Below are 23,416 nucleotides of genomic sequence, written 5' to 3' on the forward strand. Positions count from 1 at the left end.
GGCCAGGGTAGTGAAGGCGCCCGCCCGACCCCGGCACCCGCGGGCCCGCGCCGGGACCTGACGGGGAGCCGGGCGGCCCGGTCGTGGCAGGCTCGACGGGTGAGCGGACGGCTGGTGCTGGGCGGGGCGCCCCTCGGGCAACCCGGGGACGTCGGCCCGCGGCTGCGTGCGGCGATGGCCGGCGCCGACGTCCTGGCGTGCGAGGACACCCGCCGGCTGCACCGCCTGGCCGCCGACCTGGAGGTCACGCTGACCGGGCGGGTGGTCACCTTCCACGAGTCGGTGGAGCGGGCGCGGCTGCCCGGCCTGCTCGACGCGCTGCGCTCCGGCGCCACGGTGCTGCTGCTCACCGACGCCGGCATGCCCTCGGTCTCCGACCCCGGGTACACGCTGGTGCGGGCGGCGATCGACGCGGGGATCGACGTCACCTCGGTGCCCGGGCCCTCGGCGGTGACGACGGCCCTGGCGGTGTCCGGGCTGCCGGTGGACCGGTTCTGCTTCGAGGGCTTCCTGCCGCGCAAGCCGGGGGAGCGGCGCGCGACCTTCGCCGCGCTGGCCGACGAGCGGCGGACGATGGTCTTCTTCGAGTCGCCGCACCGGCTGGCCGGCGCGCTGGCCGACGCCGCCGCGGTCCTGGGCGAGGACCGGCCGGCCGCGGTGTGCCGGGAGCTGACCAAGACCTACGAGGAGGTGCGGCGCGGCGGGCTGGGGGAGCTGGCCGCCTGGGCCGCCGACGGCGTGAAGGGCGAGATCACGCTCGTGGTCGCCGGTGCGCCGCAGCGGGCGGTGGCGCTCACCGGGCCGGAGCTCGCCGCCGCCGTCGCCGAGGAGGAGGCCGCGGGCGCCACCCGCAAGGACGCCATCCGGGCGGTCGTGGAGCGGACCGGCCTGCCCAAGCGCACCGTTTTCGACGCCGTCGTCGCCGCCAAGCACACCTGACGGTGGCACAGGCATAGGAAGCTATACGTGCGTCTGGAGCCACCCGAACGCATGGGAAGCATCCAATGCCCCCGCGGGTCAGCCGACTCGCAGTTGCGCCATCCGGGTGCGGTAGGCCGCGAGGACGCATGCCCTCACCCCGTCCGGGTCGCGCAGCACGTCGGCGTAGGTGAACCGGAGGACCACCCACCCCAGCGCGGCGAGTGCGCTGTCGCGAGCCAGGTCTCTGCGCCGGTCCTCAGGTGAGGTGTGGTGCCGAGCTCCGTCGAGCTCCACGGCAAGCTTGACCTCCGGCCAGGCGCGATCGAGTCGGATCGTGCCCGTGGGCAGATCGGTGCGGTGCTGGCCGACGCTCGGCGGCAGGGACCGGTGCCGGAAGACGTGCAGGACGCCCATCGCCTCGAGTTCGCTCTGGCAGCCGTCCGCGATGAGGTCGATGGTCTGGCGGAGACTCCGCCGTCCCGCGACGTTCGGACGCTCGGCCAGGGCCTCGTCCAGTCGACCGGCGGTGACCAGCCCCCTGCGGGCGATGTCGAGTGCGAGCGGGCGACGTTCGGTCGGAGGGAGCAGTGGCCAGGCGTCGACGAGGCTCCGTGCGAGGACGGTCACCCGCAGGCCGAGGCGGTCCACGCACTGGGGCGAGCCGGGGTCGAAGCGGAGCCGGCGGTGCACCCGCAGGTCCGGCGCTCCCGCTCGCCGGATGCCCTGGTCGACGGTGGCGTGGAGCGGTCGCTCGAGCGGGCGGACGCCCCAGACGGCCAGGGCGGTGGTGTGGCTCAACGCTGCCGACGGTCCGACGTGCAGCAAGGCGGCCCGGAGGAGTGTCGCGTCGTCCTCTACTGCGTCGCGCAGGCGGTAGACGTGGGGGAAGACGCGGACGAGGTGGCCCCGGCCGATGTGCCCGTCCAGGACCACGCTCGGCACGTGCTCGAGCAGTTGCTGCCTCGTCGCGAGGCCCCCGCCGAGCTGCAGCGCCTGCCGGATCACCTGTCGCCAGTCCACATGTGGAGAGTGCCGTGGACCACGGTTCCGTCGGGACGGCCTGTGGACAACGGGCCGCCTCACGAGGGAGCCCTCGGGGGCATAGGAAGCTCTACCGGCGCCTCCGGCCCGCTGTACGCATGTACAGCTTCCTATGCCTCGGGGTGGCGGTGATCGAGGGCTACAGCCAGCCGTTGCGCTTGAAGCCGCGGTACAGCAGCACGATGGCGCTGAGGATCACCAGCAGCACCAGCGGGTAGCCGTACCGCCACTCCAGGTCGGGCATGTACTCGAAGTTCATGCCGTAGATGCCGGCGATCGCGGTGGGGACGGCGATGATGCCGGCGTAGGCGGAGATCTTCCGCATGTCCTCGTTGTCGGCCATCGTCGTGCGGGCGAGCGACGCCTGGAGGATCGAGGTCAGCAACTCGTCCATCCCGCCGACCTGGTCCCGCACGCGGATGGCGTGGTCCAGCACGTCGCGGAAGTAGGAGCGCATCGCGTCCGGGACGACGTCGACCGGCCGCTCGGCGAGCTTCTGCAGCGGGACCTCCAGCGGGGAGACCGCCCGCCGCAGCGCCATCAGCTCCCGCTTCAGCTGGTACAGCCGTCCGATGTCGTCGGTGCGCTCGGGGCTGAACACCGAGGCCTCGAGCTCCTCGACGTCCTCCTCGACGGCGGCGGCCACCTCCACGAACGTGTCCACGACGAGGTCGGCGACCGCGTACAGCACCGCCGACGGGCCGAGGCACAGCAGGTCGCGCTGCTCCTCCAGCCGCTTCCGCAGCCCGGTCAGCCCCCCGTGCTCGCCGTGCCGCACCGTGATCACGTAACGCCGGCCGAGGAAGACCATCACCTCCCCGGTGTCGACGACCTCGCTGGTGGCGGTCAGCTCCTCGTGCTCCACGTACGTCGCCGTCTTGAGGACCATGAAGAGCGCGTCGTCGTAGGGCTCCAGCTTCGGGCGCTGGTGGGCGAAGACGGCGTCCTCGACCGCGAGCGGGTGCAGGTCGTAGCGCGCGGCGATCTCGCCCAGCTCCTCCTCGCTCGGCGAGTAGAGCCCCAGCCACACGAAGCCGTCCCGCTCCTCGGCGATGCGCAGCGCGTCGGCGGGGGCCACCGCCTCCTGCCGCTCCCCGGCGACGTAGACCGCGCAGTCGACGACGGCGCCCTCGGCGGGGCGGTGGGTGGCGCGGCGCTGCTGGGGGCCGGCCGGCTGCGGGCGCAGCGTCGGCGGCGTGCGCGGGCCGAGGGGCGCGGCCGGGGGCTCCTCCCGGGTGGTCATCGCGGGTGCCGCCTTCCTCGCGGGTCGTCGTCCGGGACCAGCAGCCTAGGTGTACCCGGGGCCCCGGGCGCCGTCCCACCCCACGGGGTGAGGCGGCCGGGAGCGGTGCTCCAGCCGCTCCCCGGACCGGCCGTCGGGACGGGAGAGCCCCCGACCGGTCAGGAGAGATCCTTCGTGGCGAGCACCGTCCTCGACGTCCGCGGAACCCGTCCGCCGTCCGCCGTCCGCCCGGAGCGGCCGGCCTCCGGGACGACGCCGTCCGCCGGGCTGCGTCGCATCCCGGTGCCGGCGCTGGCCGCCGGCGCGCTGTCGGTCCTCGAGGCCGTCGGCCTGCTCGCCCTCGGCCTGGCCCGGGCCGACGTCGTGCTGTCGTCCCCGGTGCGCCCGGCCGGCTGGGTCGTCGCCCTCGCGCTGCTCGTGCTGGCCGGCTGGATCGTGCTCACCGCGGGTGCCGGTGCGGCGCTGGTCGACGGCTCCACCCGCGCCCTCCTGGTCGCCACCTCGGTCGTCGAGCTGGCCGTGGTGTCGCTGCTCGGCGGCGTCGCGGTCCTGCTGCCGCTGCCGGCCGCGCTCACCGGCGGGCTGCCGGTGCCCCTGCTCTTCGCGGGCGCGGTCGCGCTGGCGGTCGGCAAGCTGCTGCTCGTGGACGCGCCCTCGGCCCGCGCCTGGCTGCAGCAGGGGCCGCAGGTCCGGAACCGCCGGCCCGACCCGGTGGCCGTGCACCGCCCGCTGTGCGCCCTCACCCTCGGCGCGATCGCCCTCGTCCTGACCGCCTTCGCCGTGCTCCACCCGGTCGAGGGGGATCCGGTCGGCCCGGTCGCCGGCGTGGTCTCGCAGCCCTAGGCGGGTTGCCGGGCGACCCGTCCGGGCGCTCGGCCTAGTCTCTCCACGTGAGTGATCGGCACATCCTGACCGCCGTCGCGTGGCCCTACGCCAACGGCCCGCGGCACATCGGCCACGTCTCGGGCTTCGGCGTCCCCTCCGACGTCTTCAGTCGCTACCACCGGATGGCCGGCGACCGGGTGCTCATGGTGAGCGGCACGGACGAGCACGGCACCCCGATCACGGTCGCGGCCGACGCCGAAGGGATCACGCCCCGGCAGATCGCCGACCGGAACAACCGGATCATCGTGGGCGACCTGCAGTCCCTCGGGCTCTCCTACGACCTGTTCACCCGGACGACGACGGCGAACCACGCGCAGATCAGCCAGGAGATCTTCCTCGGGCTGCTCAAGAACGGGTACGTCTTCCCGAAGACGACGCTCGGCGCGATCAGCCCGTCGACCGGCCGCACCCTGCCCGACCGCTACATCGAGGGCACCTGCCCGATCTGCGGCTACGACGGCGCCCGCGGCGACCAGTGCGACAACTGCGGCAACCAGCTGGACCCGGTCGACCTGATCAACCCGGTCAGCAAGATCAACGGCGAGACCCCGAAGTTCGTCGAGGAGGAGCACTACTTCCTGGACCTGCCCGCCTTCACCCGCGCGCTGGGCGACTGGCTGGCCACCCGCAAGAGCTGGCGCCCCAACGTCCTCAACTTCAGCGTCAACCTGCTCGAGGACCTCAAGCCGCGCAGCTACACCCGCGACATCGACTGGGGCGTGCCGGTGCCGCTGGACGGCTGGCGCGACCGGCCCGACAAGCGCATCTACGTCTGGTTCGATGCCGTCGTCGGCTACCTGTCGGCGTCCATCGAGTGGGCCCGCCGCTCCGGGGACCCGGACGCCTGGCGGCAGTGGTGGCAGTCGCCGGACTCCGACGCCTACTACTTCATGGGCAAGGACAACATCGTCTTCCACTCCGAGATCTGGCCGGCGCAGCTGCTCGGTTACAACGGCGAGGGCGACAAGGGCGGGACGCCGGGTTCGCTCGGCCGGCTCAACCTGCCCACCGAGGTGGTCTCCAGCGAGTTCCTGACCATGGAGGGCCGCAAGTTCTCCAGCAGCCGCCAGGTCGTGATCTACGTCCGCGACTTCCTGGCCCGGTACGACGCCGACGCGCTGCGGTACTTCATCGCCGTCGCCGGCCCGGAGAACCAGGACACCGACTTCACCTGGTCGGAGTTCCGCCGTCGCAACAACGACGAGCTCGTCGCGGGCTGGGGGAACCTGGTCAACCGCAGCGTCTCGATGGCGGCGAAGAACGTCGGCGCCGTGCCGACGCCGGGTGACCTGACCGACGACGACCGCGCGTTGCTGGCCACCACCTCCGGTGCCTTCGGCGCGGTGGGCGAGCTCCTGTCGCGCAACCGCCAGAAGGCGGCCATCGCCGAGGCGATGCGGGTGGTCGGCGAGGCCAACAAGTACCTCTCGGACCAGGCGCCGTGGAAGCTGAAGGAGGACCCGGCCCGCCGGGACACCGTGCTGCACACGGCGCTGCAGGCGATCAAGGACTGCAACGGCCTGCTGACGCCGTTCCTGCCGCACTCGGCGCAGAAGGTGCACGAGCTGCTCGGCGGTGAGGGCGTGTGGTCGGTGGCGCCGGAGATCCAGGAGGTCACCGACCTCGACGACGGGTCGCCGTACCCGGTCATCACCGGCGCCTACGACCAGGGGCAGGCCGTCTGGGCGTCCACCCCGCTCGCCGCGCCGGGCACCCCACTGGCCCCGCCCACGCCGATCTTCACCAAGCTCGACGAGTCGGTGGTCGCCGACGAGCTGCGGCGGCTGGAAGAAGGGGAATGAGCCGGAGCGCCGCCTCCCGCGCCAACCGGCGGGGTGAGCCCACGCCGTCCCCCGAGCCGCTGCCGGCGCCGGCGGTCGACAGCCACACGCACCTGGACATCGTGCTCGACGGCTTCCGCCCCGACGGCGGTCCGACGTCGACGGACGACGACGTGGACGCGGAGATCGCCGCCGCGGTGGCCGTGAACGTGCCGCGGCTGGTGCAGGTCGGTGTCGACGTCGCCTCGTCCCGGTGGTCCGCGGAGCTCGCCGCCCGGCACCCGAACGTCCTCGCCGCGGTGGCCGTGCACCCGAACGAGGCCGGCGCCGGGGAGGCCGACGAGGCCGCACTCGCCGAGATCGACCGGCTGGCTGCGCTGCCGCGGGTGCGGGCGGTGGGGGAGACCGGGCTGGACCGGTACCGCACCGGCCCCGACGGCTGGGCGGCGCAGGAGGCCTCCTTCCGCGCGCACATCCGCATCGCCAAGGAGCACGGCGTCGCGCTGGTCATCCACGACCGGGACGCGCACGGCGAGATCCTCCGGGTCGTCGACGACGAGGGCGCGCCCGAGCACGTCGTCATGCACTGCTTCTCCGGTGACGCGGCGTTCGCGCGGGCGTGCGTGGAGCGCGGGTTCGTGCTCTCGTTCGCCGGCACGGTGACGTTCGGCAACGCCGGCTACCTGCGGGAGGCCGCGGCGCTGACGCCGCTCGACCAGCTGCTCGTGGAGACCGACTCACCGTTCCTCACGCCCGTCCCGCACCGGGGCAGGCCGAACGCCTCACGGCTGGTGCCGCACACCGTGCGCGTACTCGCCGAGGTGACCCGGACCGACCTCACCCAGCTCTGCGCCGCGCTCACCACCACCGCCGAGCGCGTCTTCGGCTCCTGGTAGGAGGACCACCCTTCCCCCCGCACCTCGCTCCGCTCGGTGGGGGTCCCTGCAGGGTGGCCGTTCCATCCCGTCACCGCGGAAGGGGGGCCGGAGGCTCCCCGGAGGAAGGACGGGAAGGGCTCCGCGCAAATGGGGACGGCAATTGGTGGCGGTGTCGTCCGGTAGGACGACAATCAACACCGTGGGTCGTCTCATCGCCGTCGTGCTGTTCGTGGCTCTCCTGGTGCCGGGCGTGCTGCTGGCCCGTGCCTGGGGGCTGGCGGCTGGTCGGCGCGCGGTCGCCGGGGCGGCGGTGGAGCTCGCCACCCCGACCCCCGAGGGGTCGGCGACGCTGCACCGCCAGGCGCAGCACGGCCGTCGCTGGCGCCGGCTGGGCCTGCTGCTGGGCATCGCCGCGGTCGTGGCGAGCGTGGTGGTGCTCGCGGAGGCGTCGGTGTTCCTCTGGGTGCCCCTGCTCGTGCTGGGATCGCTCGCGGGTGTCCTGCTCGCCGAGGTCACCCGGCCGCGGCCGCGGTGGCAGCTGAGCTCGCCGGCGCGCCGTCCGCGCCAGGGGGAGCAGATCTCGGGGTGGCTGGTGTGGACCATGCGCGCGGTGGTCGCCGCCGAGCTCGTGCTCGCCGGGTGGTCGTGGTCCTCGGGTGACCTGGACGGACCGGTCGCCTGGGCCCTGGTGGCCGTGCCGCTGCTGGCGTGGGGGCTGGCCGAGGTGGCGCTGCTGCGCGCCCTGCTCCGGCCGCTGCCCGCCGAGGGCGCCGACGTGCCCGTCGACGAGGCGCTGCGGACGTGGACGGTGCACCTCGTCGTCGCGGCCGCGAGCGTGAGCGCCCTCCTTCCGCTCGGCTCGCTGCTGCTGCGCGTGGGGCTCGACCTCGGCGAACGGGTGGGCGAGGGGTTCGACGTGCTGCCGGTCGCCTTCGTGGCCGGGGGGTTCTCCGCGCTGGCCGCGGGGGTCGCCGTGGCGGCGTTCCTCCTGCGCTGGCTGCGGCCGGTGCCCGCCAGCACACCTGCGCTAGCGGGCTGAGTGCGCCGTCCTGGCCCCTCGGGTGCCGATCCACCCGTGCGCTTGGTCACCCCCGGCCGTGGGACACGGCGTCCTGGCGAGCGGCCGACGTCGGCGTGGTCGTGACTCCACGTGTCGGCGAGTCGACACGGAGCAGTCGACGCCCTCTGCTTCACTCGTCGTGCGCTGAAGCCGAGCGCAGAGCGTTCGTTATCGTGTCGTGACCGACAGCCGGGGTGGAGCGACGACCCGGGTGGCGCCGCGCCGGGGGGACCTGGCCGCAGCCGCCCGAGCCGCCGACGCGACCGGGTCCGCTCCGGCGGTCCCGCCGCTCTCCTGCCCGGGTTCTGTGACCCCTGGAAGTGTCGTGCGCCGCTCCCTGCAGCTCAGCCTCTTCGCCCTCGTCCTGCTCGGACTGGTGGGCGGGACGCTGGCCTTCTTCCTCGCCCAGAAGTCCGTCGCGCTGACCGTGGACGGTCAGACGCAGGAGGTCGGCACCTACGCCGGCACGGTGGCCGAGGTGCTGGAGGAGGAGGGGCTCACCCTCACCGCGCACGACGTCGTGCTGCCGGCGGCGGACCAGGCGGTGGCCGACGGTGACGCCGTCGTCCTCACCCGGGCCCGGCCGCTGGAGCTCACCGTCGACGGCGTCTCGCGCGAGGTGCGGGTGACGGCGCTGTCGGTGGAGGAGGCGCTGCAGCAGCTCGGCTTCCGCACCGACGGGCTGGTCGTCTCGGCCAGCCGCAGCGAGCGCCTGCCGCTCGAGGGGATGCGGCTGAGCATCACCACGCCGAAGGACGTCGTGCTCGTCACCGACGGCCAGGAGCGGGTGGTCACCACGACCGCCGCCACGGCCGGCGACCTGCTCGCCGAGCAGGGCATCGCCCTCAGCGCGACCGACCGCACCAGCCTGCGCCTGGAGCAGGCGCTGCTGAACCGGATGCGCCTGCAGGTGTACCGGGTGCAGGTCTCCGACGTGACCGAGACGACCGCCGTGCCGCACGGGCGGGTCGAGACGCAGGATGCCGAGGCGTTCCAGGGCGACGAGACGGTGACCGTGCCGGGTGCCGACGGCGAGCAGGTGACGACCTACCGCGTGACCGTCGTCGACGGGACCGAGACCAGCCGCGAGACCCTGTCCACCTCGGTCACCCGCGAGCCGGTCGACGAGCAGGTCACGGTGGGCACCAAGGCGCGCCCGACGAACCGGCCCGCCGCCGACGGCCTGAACTGGGCCGCGCTCGCCGCCTGCGAGTCCGGTGGCCGCCCCACCGCGGTGAGCTCCACCGGCAAGTACCACGGGCTGTACCAGTTCTCTGTCGCGACCTGGCAGGGGGTCGGCGGATCGGGTCTTCCGTCGGCCGCCACGCCCGACGAGCAGACCTACCGAGCCCAGCTGCTGTACCAGCGCTCCGGCGCCGGCCAGTGGCCGCACTGCGGCCCGCGCCTGTTCGGCTGATCGGGATCCCCCTGAGCACCGCACCCGACCCGTCGGACGGGCTGCTGGGCCCGGCCGCGATCCGCGAGCTGGCCCAGCGCCTGGACCTGCGCCCGACCAAGACCCTGGGGCAGAACTTCCTGCACGACGCGAACACCATCCGGCGGATCGTCCGCACCGCCGGGCTGCGGCCGGACGACGTCGTGCTCGAAGTGGGCCCCGGGCTGGGGTCGCTCACCCTCGGGCTGATGCCGGCGGTCGCACGCGTGACGGCGGTGGAGATCGACCCGCGGCTGGCCGAGCTGCTGCCCGAGACGGTCGCCGAGCGCCGCCCCGACCTGGCCGACCGGCTCACCGTCGTCCGCGAGGACGCGCTGCGGGTGCGAGAGCTGCCCGGGCCGCCGCCCACCGCGCTGGTGGCCAACCTGCCGTACAACGTCGCCGTCCCGGTGCTGCTGCACCTGCTCGAGCTCCTGCCCACGCTGGACCGGGCGCTGGTGCTCGTGCAGGCCGAGGTGGCCGAGCGGTTGGCCGCCGCGCCGGGGACCCCGGCCTACGGCGTCCCGTCGGTCAAGGCCGCCTGGTACGGCGAGGTGCGCCGGGCCGGCAACGTCGGGCGCCGCGTCTTCTGGCCCGAGCCGAACGTGGACTCCGGCCTGGTCGCCCTCGTCCGCCGGCCGCCGCCGGCGGGGGACCGGGTGGCGACCTTCGCCGCCGTGGACGCCGCCTTCGGCATGCGCCGCAAGGGCCTGCGGGCAGCGCTGGCGCGCTGGGCAGGCAGCCCCGCGGCGGCGGAGCAGCGGCTCCGCGCGGCCGGCATCGACCCCACCGCCCGCGGTGAGCAGCTCTCGGTCACCGACTTCGCCCGGCTCGCGGCCACCGAGGCGGTGCAGCCGTGAGCGACCACGACGCGGTGGTCGTCCGCGCGCCGGCGAAGATCAACGTGCACCTGGGCGTCGGGCCCCTGCGCGAGGACGGCTACCACGCGCTGCACACGGTCTACCTGGCCGTCTCGCTGCACGACACCGTCACGGCGCGGCCGGGCGAGGGGCTGTCCCTGCGCATGGCCGGGGAGGGCGGCGCCGGCGCTGGGCAGGTGCCCACCGACCGCACCAACCTGGTGTGGCGGGCCGCGGAGCTGCTGGCCCGGCACGCGGGCGTCCCCGCCGACGCCGACCTGGACGTGGTGAAGCGGATCCCGGTGGCCGGCGGGCTGGCCGGGGGCAGCGCCGACGCAGCGGCGACGCTGGTCGCGCTGGACGCGCTGTGGGGCACCCGCGCCGGGCGCGAGGAGCTGCTGCGGCTGGCCGCCGAGCTCGGCAGCGACGTGCCGTTCGGCCTCGTCGGCGGGGTCGCCCTGGGCACCGGCCGGGGGGAGCAGGTGTCCCCGGTCCTGGCCGCCGGGCAGTGGCACTGGGTGCTGGGCATCGCGGGTGAGGGGCTCTCCACGCCCGCCGTCTACGGCGAGCTCGACCGGATGCGGGCCGACGGGCGGGTGCCGGACGTGAGCGGGCCGAGCCCCGCCGACCCGCTGCTCGCCGCGCTGCGCGCGGGGTCGACCGCGGAGTTCGGCGCCGCGCTGGCCAACGACCTGCAACCGGCCGCCCTGGCGCTCCGGCCCGACCTGCGGCGGGCGCTGCGCGCGGCCGAGGACGCGGGTGCCCGCGCCGCGCTGCTCAGCGGCTCGGGGCCGACCGTGGCCGCGCTGGCGGACGACGAGGAGTCAGCCGTCCGGCTCGCGGCGGAGCTGGCCGGTGTCGGCGTCTTCCGCACGGTGCGGGCCGTGACCGGCCCCGTCCCGGGGGCCCGGCTCGTCGGCTGACGGGAGCCGGGCCGCCGGGGACAGGGGTCAGGCGCCGGCGGCCGCGGGCACGCGGCGCTTCGCCGCCAGCCGCACGGGGTCGGGCCACTTCACGTTCCAGACCCAGCCGAGCTTCTCGAACACCCAGATCACCCGGGCGCTGATGTCGATCTGCCCGCGCAGCACACCGTGGCGGGCGCAGGTCGGGTCGGCGTGGTGCAGGTTGTGCCATGACTCGCCCGCGCTCAGGATCGCCAGCGGCCAGAAGTTCGTGGCCCGGTCGCGGCCGGGGGAGACGAACGGGCGGTCGCCGACCACGTGGCAGACCGAGTTGATCGACCAGGTGACGTGGTGCAGCAGCGCGATGCGCACCAGGCCGGCCCAGAAGAAGGCCGACCAGGCCCCGGCCCAGCTGCCGGTGACCACGCCGCCCAGGAGGGCGGGCAGGAACACGCTGACCGCCGCCCACACCACGAAGAGCCGGCCGGTCATGACCAGCGCGGGGTCCTTGAGCAGGTCGGGCGCGTAGCGCTCGGCGTTGGTCTTGCGACGCTCGAACAGCCAGCCCAGGTGGGCGTGGAACATGCCCTTGAGCAGCGCGCCGGCGCCGGTGCCGTAGCGCCACGGCGAGTGCGGGTCGCCCTCGCGGTCGGAGAAGGCGTGGTGCCGCCGGTGGTCGGCCACCCACTGGACGACCGGGCCCTGGATGGCCATGGAGCCGGCCACGGCGAGCGCGAGCCGCAGCGGCCGCTTCGCCTTGAACGAGCCGTGCGTGAAGTAGCGGTGATAGCCCACGGTGACGCCGAGCAGCGTGACGGAGTAGAAGCCGACCGCCAGGCCCACGTCCAGCCAGGAGAGCCCCCAGCCCCACACCGCCGGGACGACCGCGGCCAGGGCGAGGAACGGCACCACCACGAAGACGTAGAGGGTGACGATCTCCAGCACGCTCTTGCGCCGGCCGATCGCGTTGGCCGGGAGCCCGGCGTGCGGGTCCGCGGGACGCGGAGGAGCCATGGGCCGGGTGCGGGCAGGAGCGGACAAGGGGCCTCCGAGGGCGACCGGTGGGGGAGTGGGCCGGTGCCCGCTGGGCCCGGCTGCGTGGCCGTAACGTACGCCACCGCCGGGGACCCGGCGACCGGGCCGCGGTGCGACCGGTGCCCGCGCGCGTGCTCCCGGCACCGGCGGGGCCCTAGGCTCGCGGAGGGCGCCGTCCACCCGGCGCCCTCCGGGCGGCACCGGCCCGGGGATGGGGGATGGGGTAATCGGCAGCCCGCCGGCCTTTGGAGCCGGGAAGTCTCGGTTCGAGTCCGAGTCCCCCAGCGCAACCAGCCGTCGCCTCCCGAGGAGTTCCGTGACCCACGTGCAGCCGGTCCCCGCCCCTGACGCGCCGACGGTGGCCGCCGTCGTGGTCCTGGCCGCCGGGCAGGGCACCCGCATGCGCTCGTCCACCCCCAAGGTGCTGCACCCGCTGGGCGGGCGGAGCATGCTCGGGCACGTCCTGGCGGCGGCCGGGCCGCTGGCGGCCGGCCGGACCGTCGTCGTCGTCGGGTCCGGCCGCGAGCAGGTGGCGGCGCACCTCGCGCAGATCGCACCCGAGGCCCTGGCGGTGGTGCAGGAGGAGCAGCTCGGCTCGGGCCACGCGGCCGGCGTCGCCCTGGCCGCCGTGCCCGACCTCGAGGGCCCGGTGCTCGTCCTCAACGGGGACGCGCCGCTGCTGACCAGCGGGACGCTCACGCGGCTCGTGGCCGCGCACGACGCCGCCGGCAGCGTCTTCACCGTGCTCACGGCCGAGGTCGAGGACCCGACCGGCCTGGGCCGGATCGTCCGCGACGAGCGCGGCGCCCCCCGGGCGATCGTGGAGGAGCGGGACGCCACGGACGAGCAGCGCACCGTCCGCGAGGTCAACGCCGGCGTCTACGTCGCGGACGCCGCCACCCTGCGCCGGGTCCTGGCCGGTCTCGGGACGTCGAACGCGCAGGGCGAGCAGTACCTGACCGACGCGCTCGCGCCGCTGGTCGAGGAGGGGGCGCCGACGGCCGCCGTCCGCGCCGAGGACCCCGACGACGTGCTCGGCTGCAACGACCGCGTCGAGCTGGCCGCCCGCCGCCGCACCCTCAACGACCGCGTGCTCGAGGCGCTGATGCGCAGCGGCGTCACCGTCGTCGACCCGCTCACCACGTGGGTCGACGTCACCGCGACGGTGGGCCGGGACGCCGTCCTGGAACCCGGCACCCACCTCCGCGGGGTGACCTCGGTGGGTGATGCTGCCCACGTGGGCCCCGACACCACGCTGGAGGACACCGTGGTGGGGGAGGGGGCCTCCGTGGTGCGGGCGCACGCGGTGGGGGCGCGGATCGGTGCGCGGGTCTCGGTCGGCCCGTACGCCTACCTCCGACCGGGCACCGACCTCGCCGCCGGGGCCAAGGTCGGCACCTTCGTGGAGACCAAGAACGCGCAGGTCGGGGAGGGCGCGAAGATCCCGCACCTGTCCTACGTGGGCGACGCGACGATCGGGCGCGGGACCAACATCGGGGCGGCCACGGTGTTCGTGAACTACGACGGCGTGGCCAAGCACCGCACCACGATCGGGGAGCACGCGCGCACGGGTGCCGACAACATGTTCGTGGCGCCGGTCACGGTGGGGGACGGCGCCTACACCGCGGCGGGGTCGGTGATCACCTCGGACGTGCCCCCCGGGGCCATGGCCGTCGCGCGGGCACCCCAGCGGAATGTGGCAGGCTGGGTGCGTCGCCGACGGTCCGGAACGCCCGCTGCGGAGGCCGCGGCAGCGGCCGAGGGCCGGACCGAGGCACCCGGGGCGGGCCCGTCCGAGTCCTCCCGTGCGGCCCACGACAGCTAGGGACACCGAGCCGATGAGTGCGATCCGGCAGACGACGAACAAGAGCATGATGCTCTTCTCCGGCCGGGCCTACCCGGCGCTGGCCGAGGAGATCGCCGGTCACCTGGGCGTGACGCCGACCCCCACCGCCGCCTACGAGTTCGCCAACGGCGAGCTGTTCGTGCGCTTCGAGGAGTCGGTGCGCGGCTGCGACGCCTTCGTGGTGCAGAGCCACACCGCACCGATCAACACCTGGCTCATGGAGCAGCTGATCATGGTCGACGCGCTCAAGCGCGCCTCGGCCAAGCGGATCACCGTGGTGGCGCCGTTCTTCCCCTACGCCCGCCAGGACAAGAAGCACCGCGGCCGCGAGCCCATCTCGGCCCGCCTGGTCGCGGACATGTTCAAGACCGCGGGCGCCGACCGGCTGATGACCGTCGACCTGCACACCGCCCAGATCCAGGGCTTCTTCGACGGCCCGGTCGACCACCTCTTCGCCCTCGACCTGCTGGTCAACCACGTCTGCGAGCGCTGGGGCGACCGCGACATCACCGTCGTGTCGCCCGACTCCGGCCGAGTCCGGGTGTCCGAGCGGTGGAGCGACAAGCTCGGTGGCGTCCCGCTGGCCTTCATCCACAAGACCCGCGACCCGCTCGTGGCCAACGAGGTCGTCGCCAACCGCGTCGTCGGCGAGGTGGAGGGCCGGGTCTGCATCCTGGTCGACGACATGATCGACACCGGCGGGACGATCGTGAAGGCCGCCGAGACGCTGTTCGACGCCGGCGCCGCCGACGTCATCGTCACCGCCACGCACGGCGTGCTGTCCGGGCCCGCCGTCGAGCGGCTGTCCAACAGCAAGATCAGCGAGGTCATCGTGACCAACACGCTGCCCATCGAGCCGGCCCGCCAGTTCGACAAGCTCACCGTCCTCTCGATCGCCCCGCTGCTCGCACGGGCGATCAAGGAGGTATTCGAGGACGGGTCGGTCACCAGCCTGTTCGACGGCGCCAGCTGAGCTCACCCGGCGGGGTGAGCGGCCCCGCGGTCCGCGGCCGGTCCCCTGGGAGGATGGCCGGCGTGCCCGCTCGCGCCCGACTGACCGACGCCCAGGTGGCCGCCGTGGCCCGCTACCACTTCGGACTGGTGGCCGCGGTGCCGGACCTGCCGCCCGCGGAGGCCTTCGAGGACGCCCAGGGCGTGCCGGTGGCCGTCCGCGAGGGCGACGGGCTGGCGGTGGCCGAGATCCCGCGCTGGCGCTCGCCCGCGGCGGTGGCCCGGCGGCTCGCCGACCTCGGCTGGACCGAGCCCACCGCCTGGGTCGGCCGGCCCCCCGCCGACCCCGCGGAGCTGCCCGGCCGCGTCCTGGCGCTGCTGCCCGTGGCCGGCGCGCCGGCGGACTCCGCCTCGGTCTCCACCGGCGCCGCCGCCTGGGCGGGCGTGCGCGCGACCGGCCGCGAGGTCGAGCTCGTTCTGGTGCCGGTCACGGCCGCCCACCCGGAGCTGCCCTGGAGCGAGCTGGCCGCCCGGTACGGCGCGACCCTGCTCGGGGAGCGGGTCGATCCCGCACCCGCCCGGACGGGTGGCACGGTGCTGTTCTTCACGGGTCTGTCGGGGGCGGGCAAGTCGACGATCGCCGGACGGGTGGTCGAGCTGCTGCTCGAGGCGGGCTCGGCGGTCACGCTGCTGGACGGCGACGAGGTGCGCCACCACCTGTCGGCGGGGCTCGGCTTCTCGCAGCAGGACCGCGACACCAACGTGCGGCGGATCGGCTGGGTGGCCGCGCAGATCGCCAAGCACGGCGGGACCGCCGTCTGCGCGCCGATCGCCCCGTACGCGGCGGTGCGCGCCGACGTCCGGCGGGAGGTGGAGGCGCAGGCAGGGCGGGGCAGCTTCGTGCTGGTCCACGTCGCCACACCGCTCGCCGAGTGCGAGGCCCGGGACCGCAAGGGCCTGTACGCGAAGGCGCGGAGGGGCGAGATACCCGCGTTCACCGGGGTCAGCGATCCCTACGAGGCGCCGGTGGACGCCGAGGTCACCGTGGCGACCGCGGGCCGCACGGTGGACGACTGCGCCCGGCAGGTGCTCGACGCGGTGCTCGGCGGCTGATCGGGCTGGGGTAGCCTGTTGTCCGTTGCCCGGCGAGGGAGACGGTCCAGCCGTACTCCGTGATCGACGTGCGTGTGCCCCGTGGGGTGTGCTGCGCCCGGTCGCCGGCCCGCAGACCGATCCACTTCCGAGGAGCACACCACCGTGGCTGACTTCCGTCTCGAGGCCGAGACCCGTACCGAGTTCGGCAAGGGCAGCGCCCGCCGCACCCGGCGTGCCGGCCGCGTCCCCGCCGTCCTCTACGGGCACGGCCAGGACGTCGTCCACCTGTCCCTGCCGGCCCGGGAGTTCGCCGCGGCGCTGCGCAACGGCGGCAGCAACGCCCTGCTGACCATCGTCCTGGACGGCACGGAGCAGCTGGCGCTGACCAAGGCCGTCCAGCGCGACCCGCTGACCCGCGTCCACGAGCACGTCGACCTGCTGCTCGTCCGTCGCGGCGAGAAGACCACCGTCGACGTGCCGATCGTCGTCGTCGGTGAGCCGGCGCCGGACGCCATCCCGAACCACCAGCTGAACACCGTCTCCATCGAGGCTGACGCGACCCGGCTCCCCGACAGCATCGAGGTCGACGTCACCGGCCGCGACGCCGGGCAGGGCATCACCGCCGGCGACCTGGTCCTGCCGGCCGGGTCCACCCTGGTCACCGACCCGGAGGCGCTGGTCATCGGCTTCCTGGGGGCGCCCTCCGCCGAGGCCCTCGAGGCCGAGCTCGCCGAGGCCGAGGCGGAGGCCGGCATCGAACGCGAGGAGTCCGACGAGGCCGCCGAGGGCGCCGGCGAGGGCGACGTCGTCCCCGAGCCGCTCGACCAGGGCAGCGGCGAGTCGATGGACGCCGCCGAGAACAGCAAGAACGACTGAGGCATCCGCTGACCGAGAGCACGGACCGCAGGGGCGCCGGCACCGCCGGCGCCCCTGCGGCGTCCCCGCCGCCCGAGGGGCCCTACCTGGTCGTCGGCCTCGGCAACCCCGGGCCCACCTATGCCGGCAACCGCCACAACGTGGGGGCGATGGTCCTCGAGGAGCTGGCCCGCCGGGCGGGGGTCCGGCTGGCCGCCGGCAAGGGCGCGCGGGCCCGGGCGGTCTCCGGTGAGGGGCGGCTCGCTGGCCGGCGGGTCGTGCTCGCGGTGCCGTCGACCTACATGAACGAGTCCGGCGGCCCGGTCCGCGGCCTGCTGGACTACCACAAGCTGCCCGCCGAGCAGCTCGTCGTCGTCCACGACGAGCTCGACATCCCTTTCGCCTCCGTGCGGCTCAAGCGCGGCGGCGGGGAGGGCGGCCACAACGGCCTGCGCTCGATCACCCGCTCGACCGGCACCAAGGACTACCTCCGGGTGCGCGTCGGCATCGGCCGCCCGCCCGGTCGCCAGGACCCGGCCGACTTCGTCCTCAAGGACTTCTCCGGCACCGAGCGCAAGGAGCTGGACCTGCTGCTGGTCGAGGCCGCGGACGCCACCGAGGCGCTCCTGGCCTCCGGGCTCGAGGCAGCGCAGAACCAGGTCCACCCGCGCACCTGAACCCCCGCCGGCCGGGACCGTCGACCGGCGCCCCCGTTGGGGTGAAACGGAACGCGGTGGACAGCCCGTCGTCGGTCGGCACCGTGGTCGTCCCTCCAAGTTCGTTGCTTCCGGGCCGCCACGTCCGGCGGCGGCCCACGCCTCGGTCGGCCCCGGCGTACGCGTGAATCTGCCGGTGGCCGTCAGCGGACGCGCCGACGCCCCGCGGGGGGTTCGCGGGCGGACCGCCACCCCTATTGGGGAGGCCGGCCGCGGGGCACCGCCGGGCGCCCGGTTCAGCGGTCGGTCGGGGTGGCCGCGTGGTGGTCCGCTGCCCGCCGGCGAGCCGGTGGGGCGGCGCGGTCCGGACGCCGCCGGGTGGCCCACGCGTCCCGGAGGTAGCGGGGACGGGCCGGGAGCCCGTGCCGGGAGCGCGCCGCCCACCACAGCAGCGGGCCGACGACGACGGCGCCCCCCAGCACGACGACCATGGCTAGGTTGCCCAGGCCGAGCAGCTTGAGCCCGGAGGCGAGCAGCACCAGGGCCAGCGCGCGGCGGACCAGGCCGCCGGGCGCCCGCGAGGACAGCCGCGCGCCGAGGTAGACGCCGGGCAGGCAGCCGATCAGCAGGGAGGTGGTCAGGTCGAGCCGGAAGTCGCCGAAGAGGAGGTGGCCCAACGCGGCGGAGGCGACCAGCGGCACGGCCTGGACCAGGTCGGTCCCGACGAGCGAGGCCGCGCTGAGCCGTGGGTAGAGCGCGAGCAGGGCGATGATGATCAACGAGCCGGAGCCGACCGAGGTCATCCCCACGATCACGCCGCCGACGACGCCCACGAGCACGGTGGCCAGCGGCCGGGTGCGCAGCGGGGTGTCCGCCGGCTCCTCGCGCACCGGGGCGGGCAGGCCGCCGCGACGGACCCGGGCCCGTTCGGCCGCCCGCCGGCCGCGGTCGACCATCGCCAGGTACGCCTTGCCGATCAGGCCCGCAGCCGCCAGGAGCAGCGCGATGCCGAGCGCGAACTTGGTCCACTCCTGCACCTCGTCACCCGATCCCAGGGCACGGGTGAGCAGCACCCCGCAGAAGGCGGCGGGCACCGAGCCGAGGGTCAGCCACCCGACCAGGCGCATGTCGACCGTGCCCCGGCGCAGGTGGACGACCCCGCCGACGGGCTTCATCACCGCGGAGACCACCAGGTCGCTGGAGACGGCGGCCAGCGGCGGGACACCGAAGAACAGCACGAGCACCGGTGTCATGAGCGCGCCGCCACCCATGCCGGTCATGCCGACGACGACGCCGATCAGCAACCCGGCCACGACGAGCGCGACGTCCACGTCCACGCCCCGTCCCCCTGTCCACCGTGGTGACCACCCGTGGCGACGGGTGGCCGTGCCACGGTAGGCCGGGGCGCCCACCGGTGTCCCCGGACCGCGTCCCGCCGTCAACCCCGAGGGTGGTTCGGGTCCGGGGCGGCACGGGCGCGCGGGGACGCCGGCGAGTACGAGGTCACGCTCACCGTCACCGACGACGGCGGCGCCACCGCGGTGGCGACCTCGACGGTGACGGTGGCCGCGCCGCCGCCGCCCCCGACCGCCGGCATCGGGCTGCGCGGATCGGCGGGCTCCTCCGACCGGGTCGTCACGAGCGCGGCGCTCGAGGTGCCGGCGTCGGTGCAGGCCGGGGACGGGCTGGTGCTGGTGCTCTCGACGAACTCGACGGTGACCGGCGCGGCCCCCGCGGGCTGGGTCGAGGTCGGGCGGGTGTCCGCGAACGACCAGAACCCGACCACCCAGGTGTTCTCCCGCGTGGCCGGCGCCGGTGACGCGGGGACGGCGGTCGCCGTGGTGCTCAGCGGGCAGGCGAAGGTGACCCTGCAGCTCATGGCCTACTCCGGTACCTCCACGGCCGGGCCGGTGGGGTCGTTCACGGCGGCCACCGCGGGTGCGGGCACCGCGCACACCACCCCGGTCGCGGCGGCGGCGGAGGGCAACTGGGTGCTGTCGGTCTGGTCGGACAAGCAGGGCGACGAGCGGCAGTGGACGGCCCCGGCGACCGGGGTGACCGAGCGCAGCAACATCGCCGGCGTGGGCAGCGGCGACATCGCCACGCTGCTGGCCGACAGCGGTGGTCCGGTCGCGGCCGGCCAGGTCGGTGGGCTGACGGCCACCGTGCCCACGCCCAGCAACCGAGCCACCATGATCACGCTGGTCCTCGCCCAGGCCTGACGCGACGGCGCACCGCAGCGGGCCCCCGACCGGACCGGTCGGGGGCCCGTCGCCGTGCTGCCCCGGCGCCGGCGGCGGCGAGCCGGGCCGCCGTCTAGCCTGGTGCGGGGCGTCGCCGCACTCGGCGGCCCGATCCGATCCCCGGGAGAAGAAGAAGCGTGACCCTGCGCGGCGTGCTCGACGTCGTCCTCACCGATCCCGGCATGTCCCGCGTGGTCGCTGCCGCCGGGAACGCCGAGCTGGCGGTCACCGCGCCGCCGCCCGTGCAGCCGCTGGTCGCCGCCGCGCTGGCCGCGCGGGGCGGCGCCGGGGTGCCCGTCCTGCTGGTGACGGCGGGGGAGCGCGACGCCGACGCCGCGGCGGACCTGCTCCGCTGCTTCCTGCCCGACCGCCGGGTGGAGACCTTCCCCGCCTGGGAGACGCTGCCGCACGAGCGGCTCAGCCCGCGGGCGGACACCGTCGGGCGCCGGCTCGCGGTCCTGCGCGACCTCACCCACCCGGGGCAGAACGGCGCGATCGACGTGCTGGTCGCCCCGGTGCGGAGCGTGCTCCAGCCGCTGGCCCCCGGGCTCGGTGACCTGGTGCCGGTCGAGCTGCAGCCCGGGAACTCCGCCGACCTGGACGGCGTCGCCCAGGCGCTGTCCGACGCCGCCTACACCCGCGTGGAGCTGGTCGAGAAGCGCGGCGAGTTCGCCGTCCGCGGCGGGCTGCTCGACGTCTTCCCGCCCACCGAGCCGCACCCGGTCCGGGTCGAGTTCTGGGGTGACGAGGTCGACGAGCTGCGCTACTTCTCGGCCGCCGACCAGCGCTCGCTGGACGAGCGCCCCGAGCGGCTGTGGGCACCACCCTGCCGCGAGCTGCTGCTCACCGAGGAGGTGCGGGCCCGCGCGGCGGCGCTGGCCGTGGAGCACCCCGGCCTGCTGGAGGTCCTGGGCAAGCTGGCGGAGGGCATCGCCGTCGAGGGCATGGAGTCGCTGACCCCGGTGCTCGTGCCCGGCCGGCTGCAGCTGCTCACCGAGCTGCTGCCGGCCGGCACGCACGTGCTGGTCTGCGACCCGGAGCGGGTGCGCAGCCGCGCGGCGGACCTGGTCCGCACCGCTGAGGAGTTCCTCGCCGCGTCGTGGGCGACCGCCGCCGAGGCGGGGGAGGCGCCGCTGGACCTCGGGGCGTCGTCGTTCCGCGAGCTCGCCGACGTCGAGGCCGCGACCCGCGGCCGCGGGCTGCCCTGGTGGACCACCGGCGCCTTCACCCTCCAGGCGGAGGACGACGAGGGCCAGGTGACCCTCGACGCGACGGCGGTCGAGCGGTTCCACGGCGACCAGGGCGCCGCCGTCGAGCGCATGCGGGAGTGGCACCGCGACGGGTGGCGGGTCGTCGTCACCTTCGCCGGCCCCGGTCCCGCCCAGCGGGCCGCCGACCAGCTCACCGAGGCCGAGCTCGGCGTCCGGCTGGTGCCCGACGTCGCCACCGCCCCCGACCCCGGGCTCACCCACGTCACCCAGGGCAACCTGGAGGCGGGGTTCGCCTTCCCCGGCGTCGGTCTGGCGCTCGTCACCGAGCACGACCTGACCGGCCAGCGCGGCACGACGATGCGCGACGCGGTGAAGATGCCCGCCCGCCGGCGCAACGCCGTCGACCTGGTGCAGCTGCAGCCGGGTGACCTGGTGGTGCACGAGCAGCACGGCGTGGGCCGCTACATCGAGATGATCAGCCGCACCGTCAACGGCGGGCAGCGCGACTACCTGATCGTCGAGTACGCGCCGTCGCGGCGGAACCAGCCGCCGGACCGGCTGTTCGTGCCCACCGACGCCCTCGACCAGCTCACCCGGTACGTCGGCGGTGAGTCGCCGGCGCTGTCGAAGCTGGGGGGCGCCGACTGGCAGAAGACCAAGAGCCAGGCCCGCAGGGCGGTCAAGCAGATCGCCGGGGAGCTGATCCGGCTGTACTCGGCCCGGATGGCCACCAAGGGCCACGCGTTCGGCCCGGACACGGTCTGGCAGCGCGAACTGGAGGACGCCTTCCCCTTCCAGGAGACCCCCGACCAGCTGGCCGCGATCGACGAGGTCAAGGCCGACATGCAGCAGTCGGTGCCGATGGACCGGATCATCTGCGGCGACGTCGGCTACGGGAAGACCGAGATCGCGGTGCGTGCGGCGTTCAAGGCCGTGCAGGACGGCAAGCAGGTCGCCGTCCTGGTGCCGACGACGCTGCTGGCCAACCAGCACTTCAAGACCTTCTCCGAGCGGTTCGCCCAGTTCCCGGTCACGGTGAAGGTGCTCTCCCGGTTCCAGTCCGACGCCGAGAGCCGGCAGATCCTCGCCGAGCTCGCCGACGGGTCGATCGACGTGCTGGTCGGTACGCACCGGCTGCTGCAGCCGACGACGCGGTGGAAGGACCTCGGCCTGGTCATCGTCGACGAGGAGCAGCGCTTCGGCGTCGAGCACAAGGAGTACCTGAAGACGATGCGGACGGCGGTCGACGTCCTCTCGATGTCGGCCACCCCGATCCCGCGCACCCTGGAGATGAGCCTCACCGGCATCCGCGAGATGTCGACGATCCTCACCCCGCCCGAGGAGCGGCACCCGGTGCTCACCTACGTGGGTGCGTGGAACGACAAGCAGATGGCGGCGGCGATCCGCCGTGAGCTGCTGCGCGACGGCCAGGTGTTCGTCATCCACAACCGGGTGCAGTCGATCGACAAGGCCGCGGCGAAGATCCGCCACCTCGTTCCCGAGGCCCGCATCGCTGTCGGGCACGGCCAGATGAAGGAGCACGAGCTCGAGCGGATCATGGTCGGCTTCTGGGAGAAGGAGTACGACGTCCTGGTGGCGACGACGATCGTCGAGTCCGGCCTGGACATCCCGAACGCCAACACCCTGATCGTCGACCGCGCAGACACCTTCGGCCTCTCCCAGCTGCACCAGATCCGCGGCCGCGTCGGCCGCGGCCGGGAGCGGGCCTACGCCTACTTCACCTACGACCCCACGCGCACGCTCACCGAGACCTCGGTGGACCGGCTGACCACCATCGCCAACAACACCGACCTCGGCGCCGGCATGGCGGTGGCGATGAAGGACCTGGAGATCCGCGGCTCGGGCAACCTGCTCGGCGGTGAGCAGTCCGGGCACATCGCCGGTGTGGGCTTCGACCTCTACGTGCGGCTGGTCGGCGAGGCGGTGGCCGACTACCGGGCGCAGGTGACCGGCGAGGAGGCGCCCGCCGAGCCGGTGGAGGTCCGGGTGGACCTGCCGGTGGACGCGCACCTGCCGCACGACTACGTGCCCGGCGAGCGGCTGCGGATGGAGGCCTACCGCAAGGTCGCCTCCATCCAGGACGACGAGCAGGCGCAGGCCGTGCTCGACGAGCTCACCGACCGGTACGGCGCCCCGCCGGCGCCGGTGCTCAACCTGCTGGCCGTCGCCCGGTTCCGGGTCGCGATGCGGGCGCTGGGCATCACCGAGGTCTCGCTGCAGGGGCGCACCATCCGGGTCGGCCCGGTGGACCTGCCGGAGTCCAAGCAGATGCGGCTGGCCCGGCTGGCCGACGGCGCCTCCTACAAGGCGGCGGTCCGGATGGTGTCGCTCAAGGTGCCGGTCGGCCCCGACCGCCGCACCCCGCTGCGGGACGTCGCCCTCCTGGAGAACCTGCACGCGACGCTGCGCGCCGTGCTGGAGCAGCCTGTCGCCGCCTAGCCCGACCGGGGCGGCTGCCGGCGGCCCTGCTGCAGGGGCCCGCGCCGAGCGGGCGAGG

General features: G+C 74.8%; 19 protein-coding genes and 1 tRNA gene. 16 read left to right on the forward strand and 4 right to left on the reverse strand.

Annotated features, from left to right (window positions below):
- The first annotated feature begins 99 nt into the window (after positions 1-99).
- The gene (gene rsmI, locus ACI79W_RS08480; protein WP_456561635.1) at positions 100-939 is read left to right on the forward strand and encodes a 16S rRNA (cytidine(1402)-2'-O)-methyltransferase; all 840 of its coding nucleotides are present in this window, start codon (positions 100-102) and stop codon (positions 937-939) included.
- 78 nt (positions 940-1,017) lie between these two features.
- Here rsmI and ACI79W_RS08485 read toward each other — a convergent pair whose 3' ends face one another.
- Both ACI79W_RS08485 and corA read right to left on the reverse strand, forming a co-directional pair.
- The gene (locus ACI79W_RS08485) at positions 1,018-1,941 is read right to left on the reverse strand and encodes a DUF559 domain-containing protein (RefSeq protein WP_456561636.1); all 924 of its coding nucleotides are present in this window, start codon (positions 1,939-1,941) and stop codon (positions 1,018-1,020) included.
- Positions 1,942-2,101: 160 nt separating this feature from the next.
- Entirely contained in the window at positions 2,102-3,205 is a 1,104-nt protein-coding gene (corA, locus tag ACI79W_RS08490; protein WP_456561637.1) for a magnesium/cobalt transporter CorA, read from the reverse strand.
- 174 nt (positions 3,206-3,379) lie between these two features.
- On the opposite strand from corA, the gene ACI79W_RS08495 reads away from it, so the two are divergent.
- The 7 genes from ACI79W_RS08495 to ACI79W_RS08525 all read left to right on the forward strand — a co-directional run bounded on the left by ACI79W_RS08495 (position 3,380) and on the right by ACI79W_RS08525 (position 11,027).
- Entirely contained in the window at positions 3,380-4,048 is a 669-nt protein-coding gene (locus ACI79W_RS08495) for a hypothetical protein (RefSeq protein ID WP_456561638.1), read from the forward strand.
- A gap of 47 nt (positions 4,049-4,095) precedes the next feature.
- Complete coding sequence (gene metG, locus ACI79W_RS08500; RefSeq protein ID WP_456561639.1) at positions 4,096-5,892, forward strand: methionine--tRNA ligase; 1,797 nt, start codon at positions 4,096-4,098, stop codon at positions 5,890-5,892.
- Entirely contained in the window at positions 5,889-6,767 is an 879-nt protein-coding gene (locus tag ACI79W_RS08505; protein WP_456561640.1) for a TatD family hydrolase, read from the forward strand. Before metG ends, ACI79W_RS08505 begins: the two co-directional genes overlap by 4 nt.
- A 181-nt stretch (positions 6,768-6,948) precedes the next feature.
- Positions 6,949-7,788 carry a hypothetical protein gene (locus ACI79W_RS08510; RefSeq protein WP_456561641.1) on the forward strand — a complete coding sequence of 280 codons (840 nt, stop codon included), beginning with the start codon at positions 6,949-6,951 and terminating at the stop codon, positions 7,786-7,788.
- A 346-nt stretch (positions 7,789-8,134) separates the two neighbouring features.
- Positions 8,135-9,226: a ubiquitin-like domain-containing protein gene (locus ACI79W_RS08515; protein ID WP_456561642.1), complete on the forward strand. Its 1,092-nt coding sequence runs from the start codon at positions 8,135-8,137 to the stop codon at positions 9,224-9,226.
- On the forward strand, positions 9,193-10,104 hold the full coding sequence (gene rsmA, locus ACI79W_RS08520) for a 16S rRNA (adenine(1518)-N(6)/adenine(1519)-N(6))-dimethyltransferase RsmA (RefSeq protein WP_456561643.1): 912 nt from the start codon (positions 9,193-9,195) through the stop codon (positions 10,102-10,104). Before ACI79W_RS08515 ends, rsmA begins: the two co-directional genes overlap by 34 nt.
- A complete protein-coding gene (locus ACI79W_RS08525; RefSeq protein ID WP_456561644.1) occupies positions 10,101-11,027 on the forward strand; it encodes a 4-(cytidine 5'-diphospho)-2-C-methyl-D-erythritol kinase in 927 nt (308 codons plus the stop codon). Before rsmA ends, ACI79W_RS08525 begins: the two co-directional genes overlap by 4 nt.
- A 27-nt stretch (positions 11,028-11,054) precedes the next feature.
- Here the strand turns inward: ACI79W_RS08525 and ACI79W_RS08530 are convergent, their stop codons facing one another.
- Positions 11,055-12,020: an acyl-CoA desaturase gene (locus ACI79W_RS08530; protein ID WP_456561645.1), complete on the reverse strand. Its 966-nt coding sequence runs from the start codon at positions 12,018-12,020 to the stop codon at positions 11,055-11,057.
- Between the two features lie 233 nt (positions 12,021-12,253).
- On the opposite strand from ACI79W_RS08530, the gene ACI79W_RS08535 reads away from it, so the two are divergent.
- From ACI79W_RS08535 to pth, 6 genes are all read left to right on the forward strand, one after another.
- Positions 12,254-12,326, forward strand: a tRNA-Gln gene (locus tag ACI79W_RS08535).
- 31 nt (positions 12,327-12,357) lie between these two features.
- Entirely contained in the window at positions 12,358-13,866 is a 1,509-nt protein-coding gene (gene glmU / locus ACI79W_RS08540; protein ID WP_456561646.1) for a bifunctional UDP-N-acetylglucosamine diphosphorylase/glucosamine-1-phosphate N-acetyltransferase GlmU, read from the forward strand.
- 13 nt (positions 13,867-13,879) lie between these two features.
- Entirely contained in the window at positions 13,880-14,860 is a 981-nt protein-coding gene (locus ACI79W_RS08545) for a ribose-phosphate diphosphokinase (protein WP_456561647.1), read from the forward strand.
- A gap of 62 nt (positions 14,861-14,922) precedes the next feature.
- Positions 14,923-15,951 (forward strand): adenylyl-sulfate kinase, encoded by a 1,029-nt coding sequence (cysC, locus tag ACI79W_RS08550; RefSeq protein ID WP_456561648.1) that lies wholly within the window; start codon positions 14,923-14,925, stop codon positions 15,949-15,951.
- A gap of 144 nt (positions 15,952-16,095) precedes the next feature.
- Entirely contained in the window at positions 16,096-16,809 is a 714-nt protein-coding gene (locus tag ACI79W_RS08555) for a 50S ribosomal protein L25/general stress protein Ctc (RefSeq protein ID WP_456561649.1), read from the forward strand.
- An 86-nt stretch (positions 16,810-16,895) separates the two neighbouring features.
- Positions 16,896-17,465 (forward strand): aminoacyl-tRNA hydrolase, encoded by a 570-nt coding sequence (gene pth, locus ACI79W_RS08560; protein WP_456561816.1) that lies wholly within the window; start codon positions 16,896-16,898, stop codon positions 17,463-17,465.
- 275 nt (positions 17,466-17,740) lie between these two features.
- Here the strand turns inward: pth and ACI79W_RS08565 are convergent, their stop codons facing one another.
- On the reverse strand, positions 17,741-18,781 hold the full coding sequence (locus ACI79W_RS08565) for a sulfite exporter TauE/SafE family protein (protein ID WP_456561650.1): 1,041 nt from the start codon (positions 18,779-18,781) through the stop codon (positions 17,741-17,743).
- 204 nt (positions 18,782-18,985) lie between these two features.
- Between ACI79W_RS08565 and ACI79W_RS08570 the strand changes: the two genes are divergently transcribed.
- On the forward strand, positions 18,986-19,666 hold the full coding sequence (locus ACI79W_RS08570; RefSeq protein ID WP_456561651.1) for a hypothetical protein: 681 nt from the start codon (positions 18,986-18,988) through the stop codon (positions 19,664-19,666).
- Between the two features lie 158 nt (positions 19,667-19,824).
- Positions 19,825-23,358, forward strand: coding sequence for a transcription-repair coupling factor (gene mfd, locus ACI79W_RS08575; protein ID WP_456561652.1), 3,534 nt, complete (start codon positions 19,825-19,827; stop codon positions 23,356-23,358).
- The last annotated feature ends 58 nt before the right edge of the window (positions 23,359-23,416 follow it).

The organism is Blastococcus sp. SYSU DS0533 (assembly GCF_054050775.1).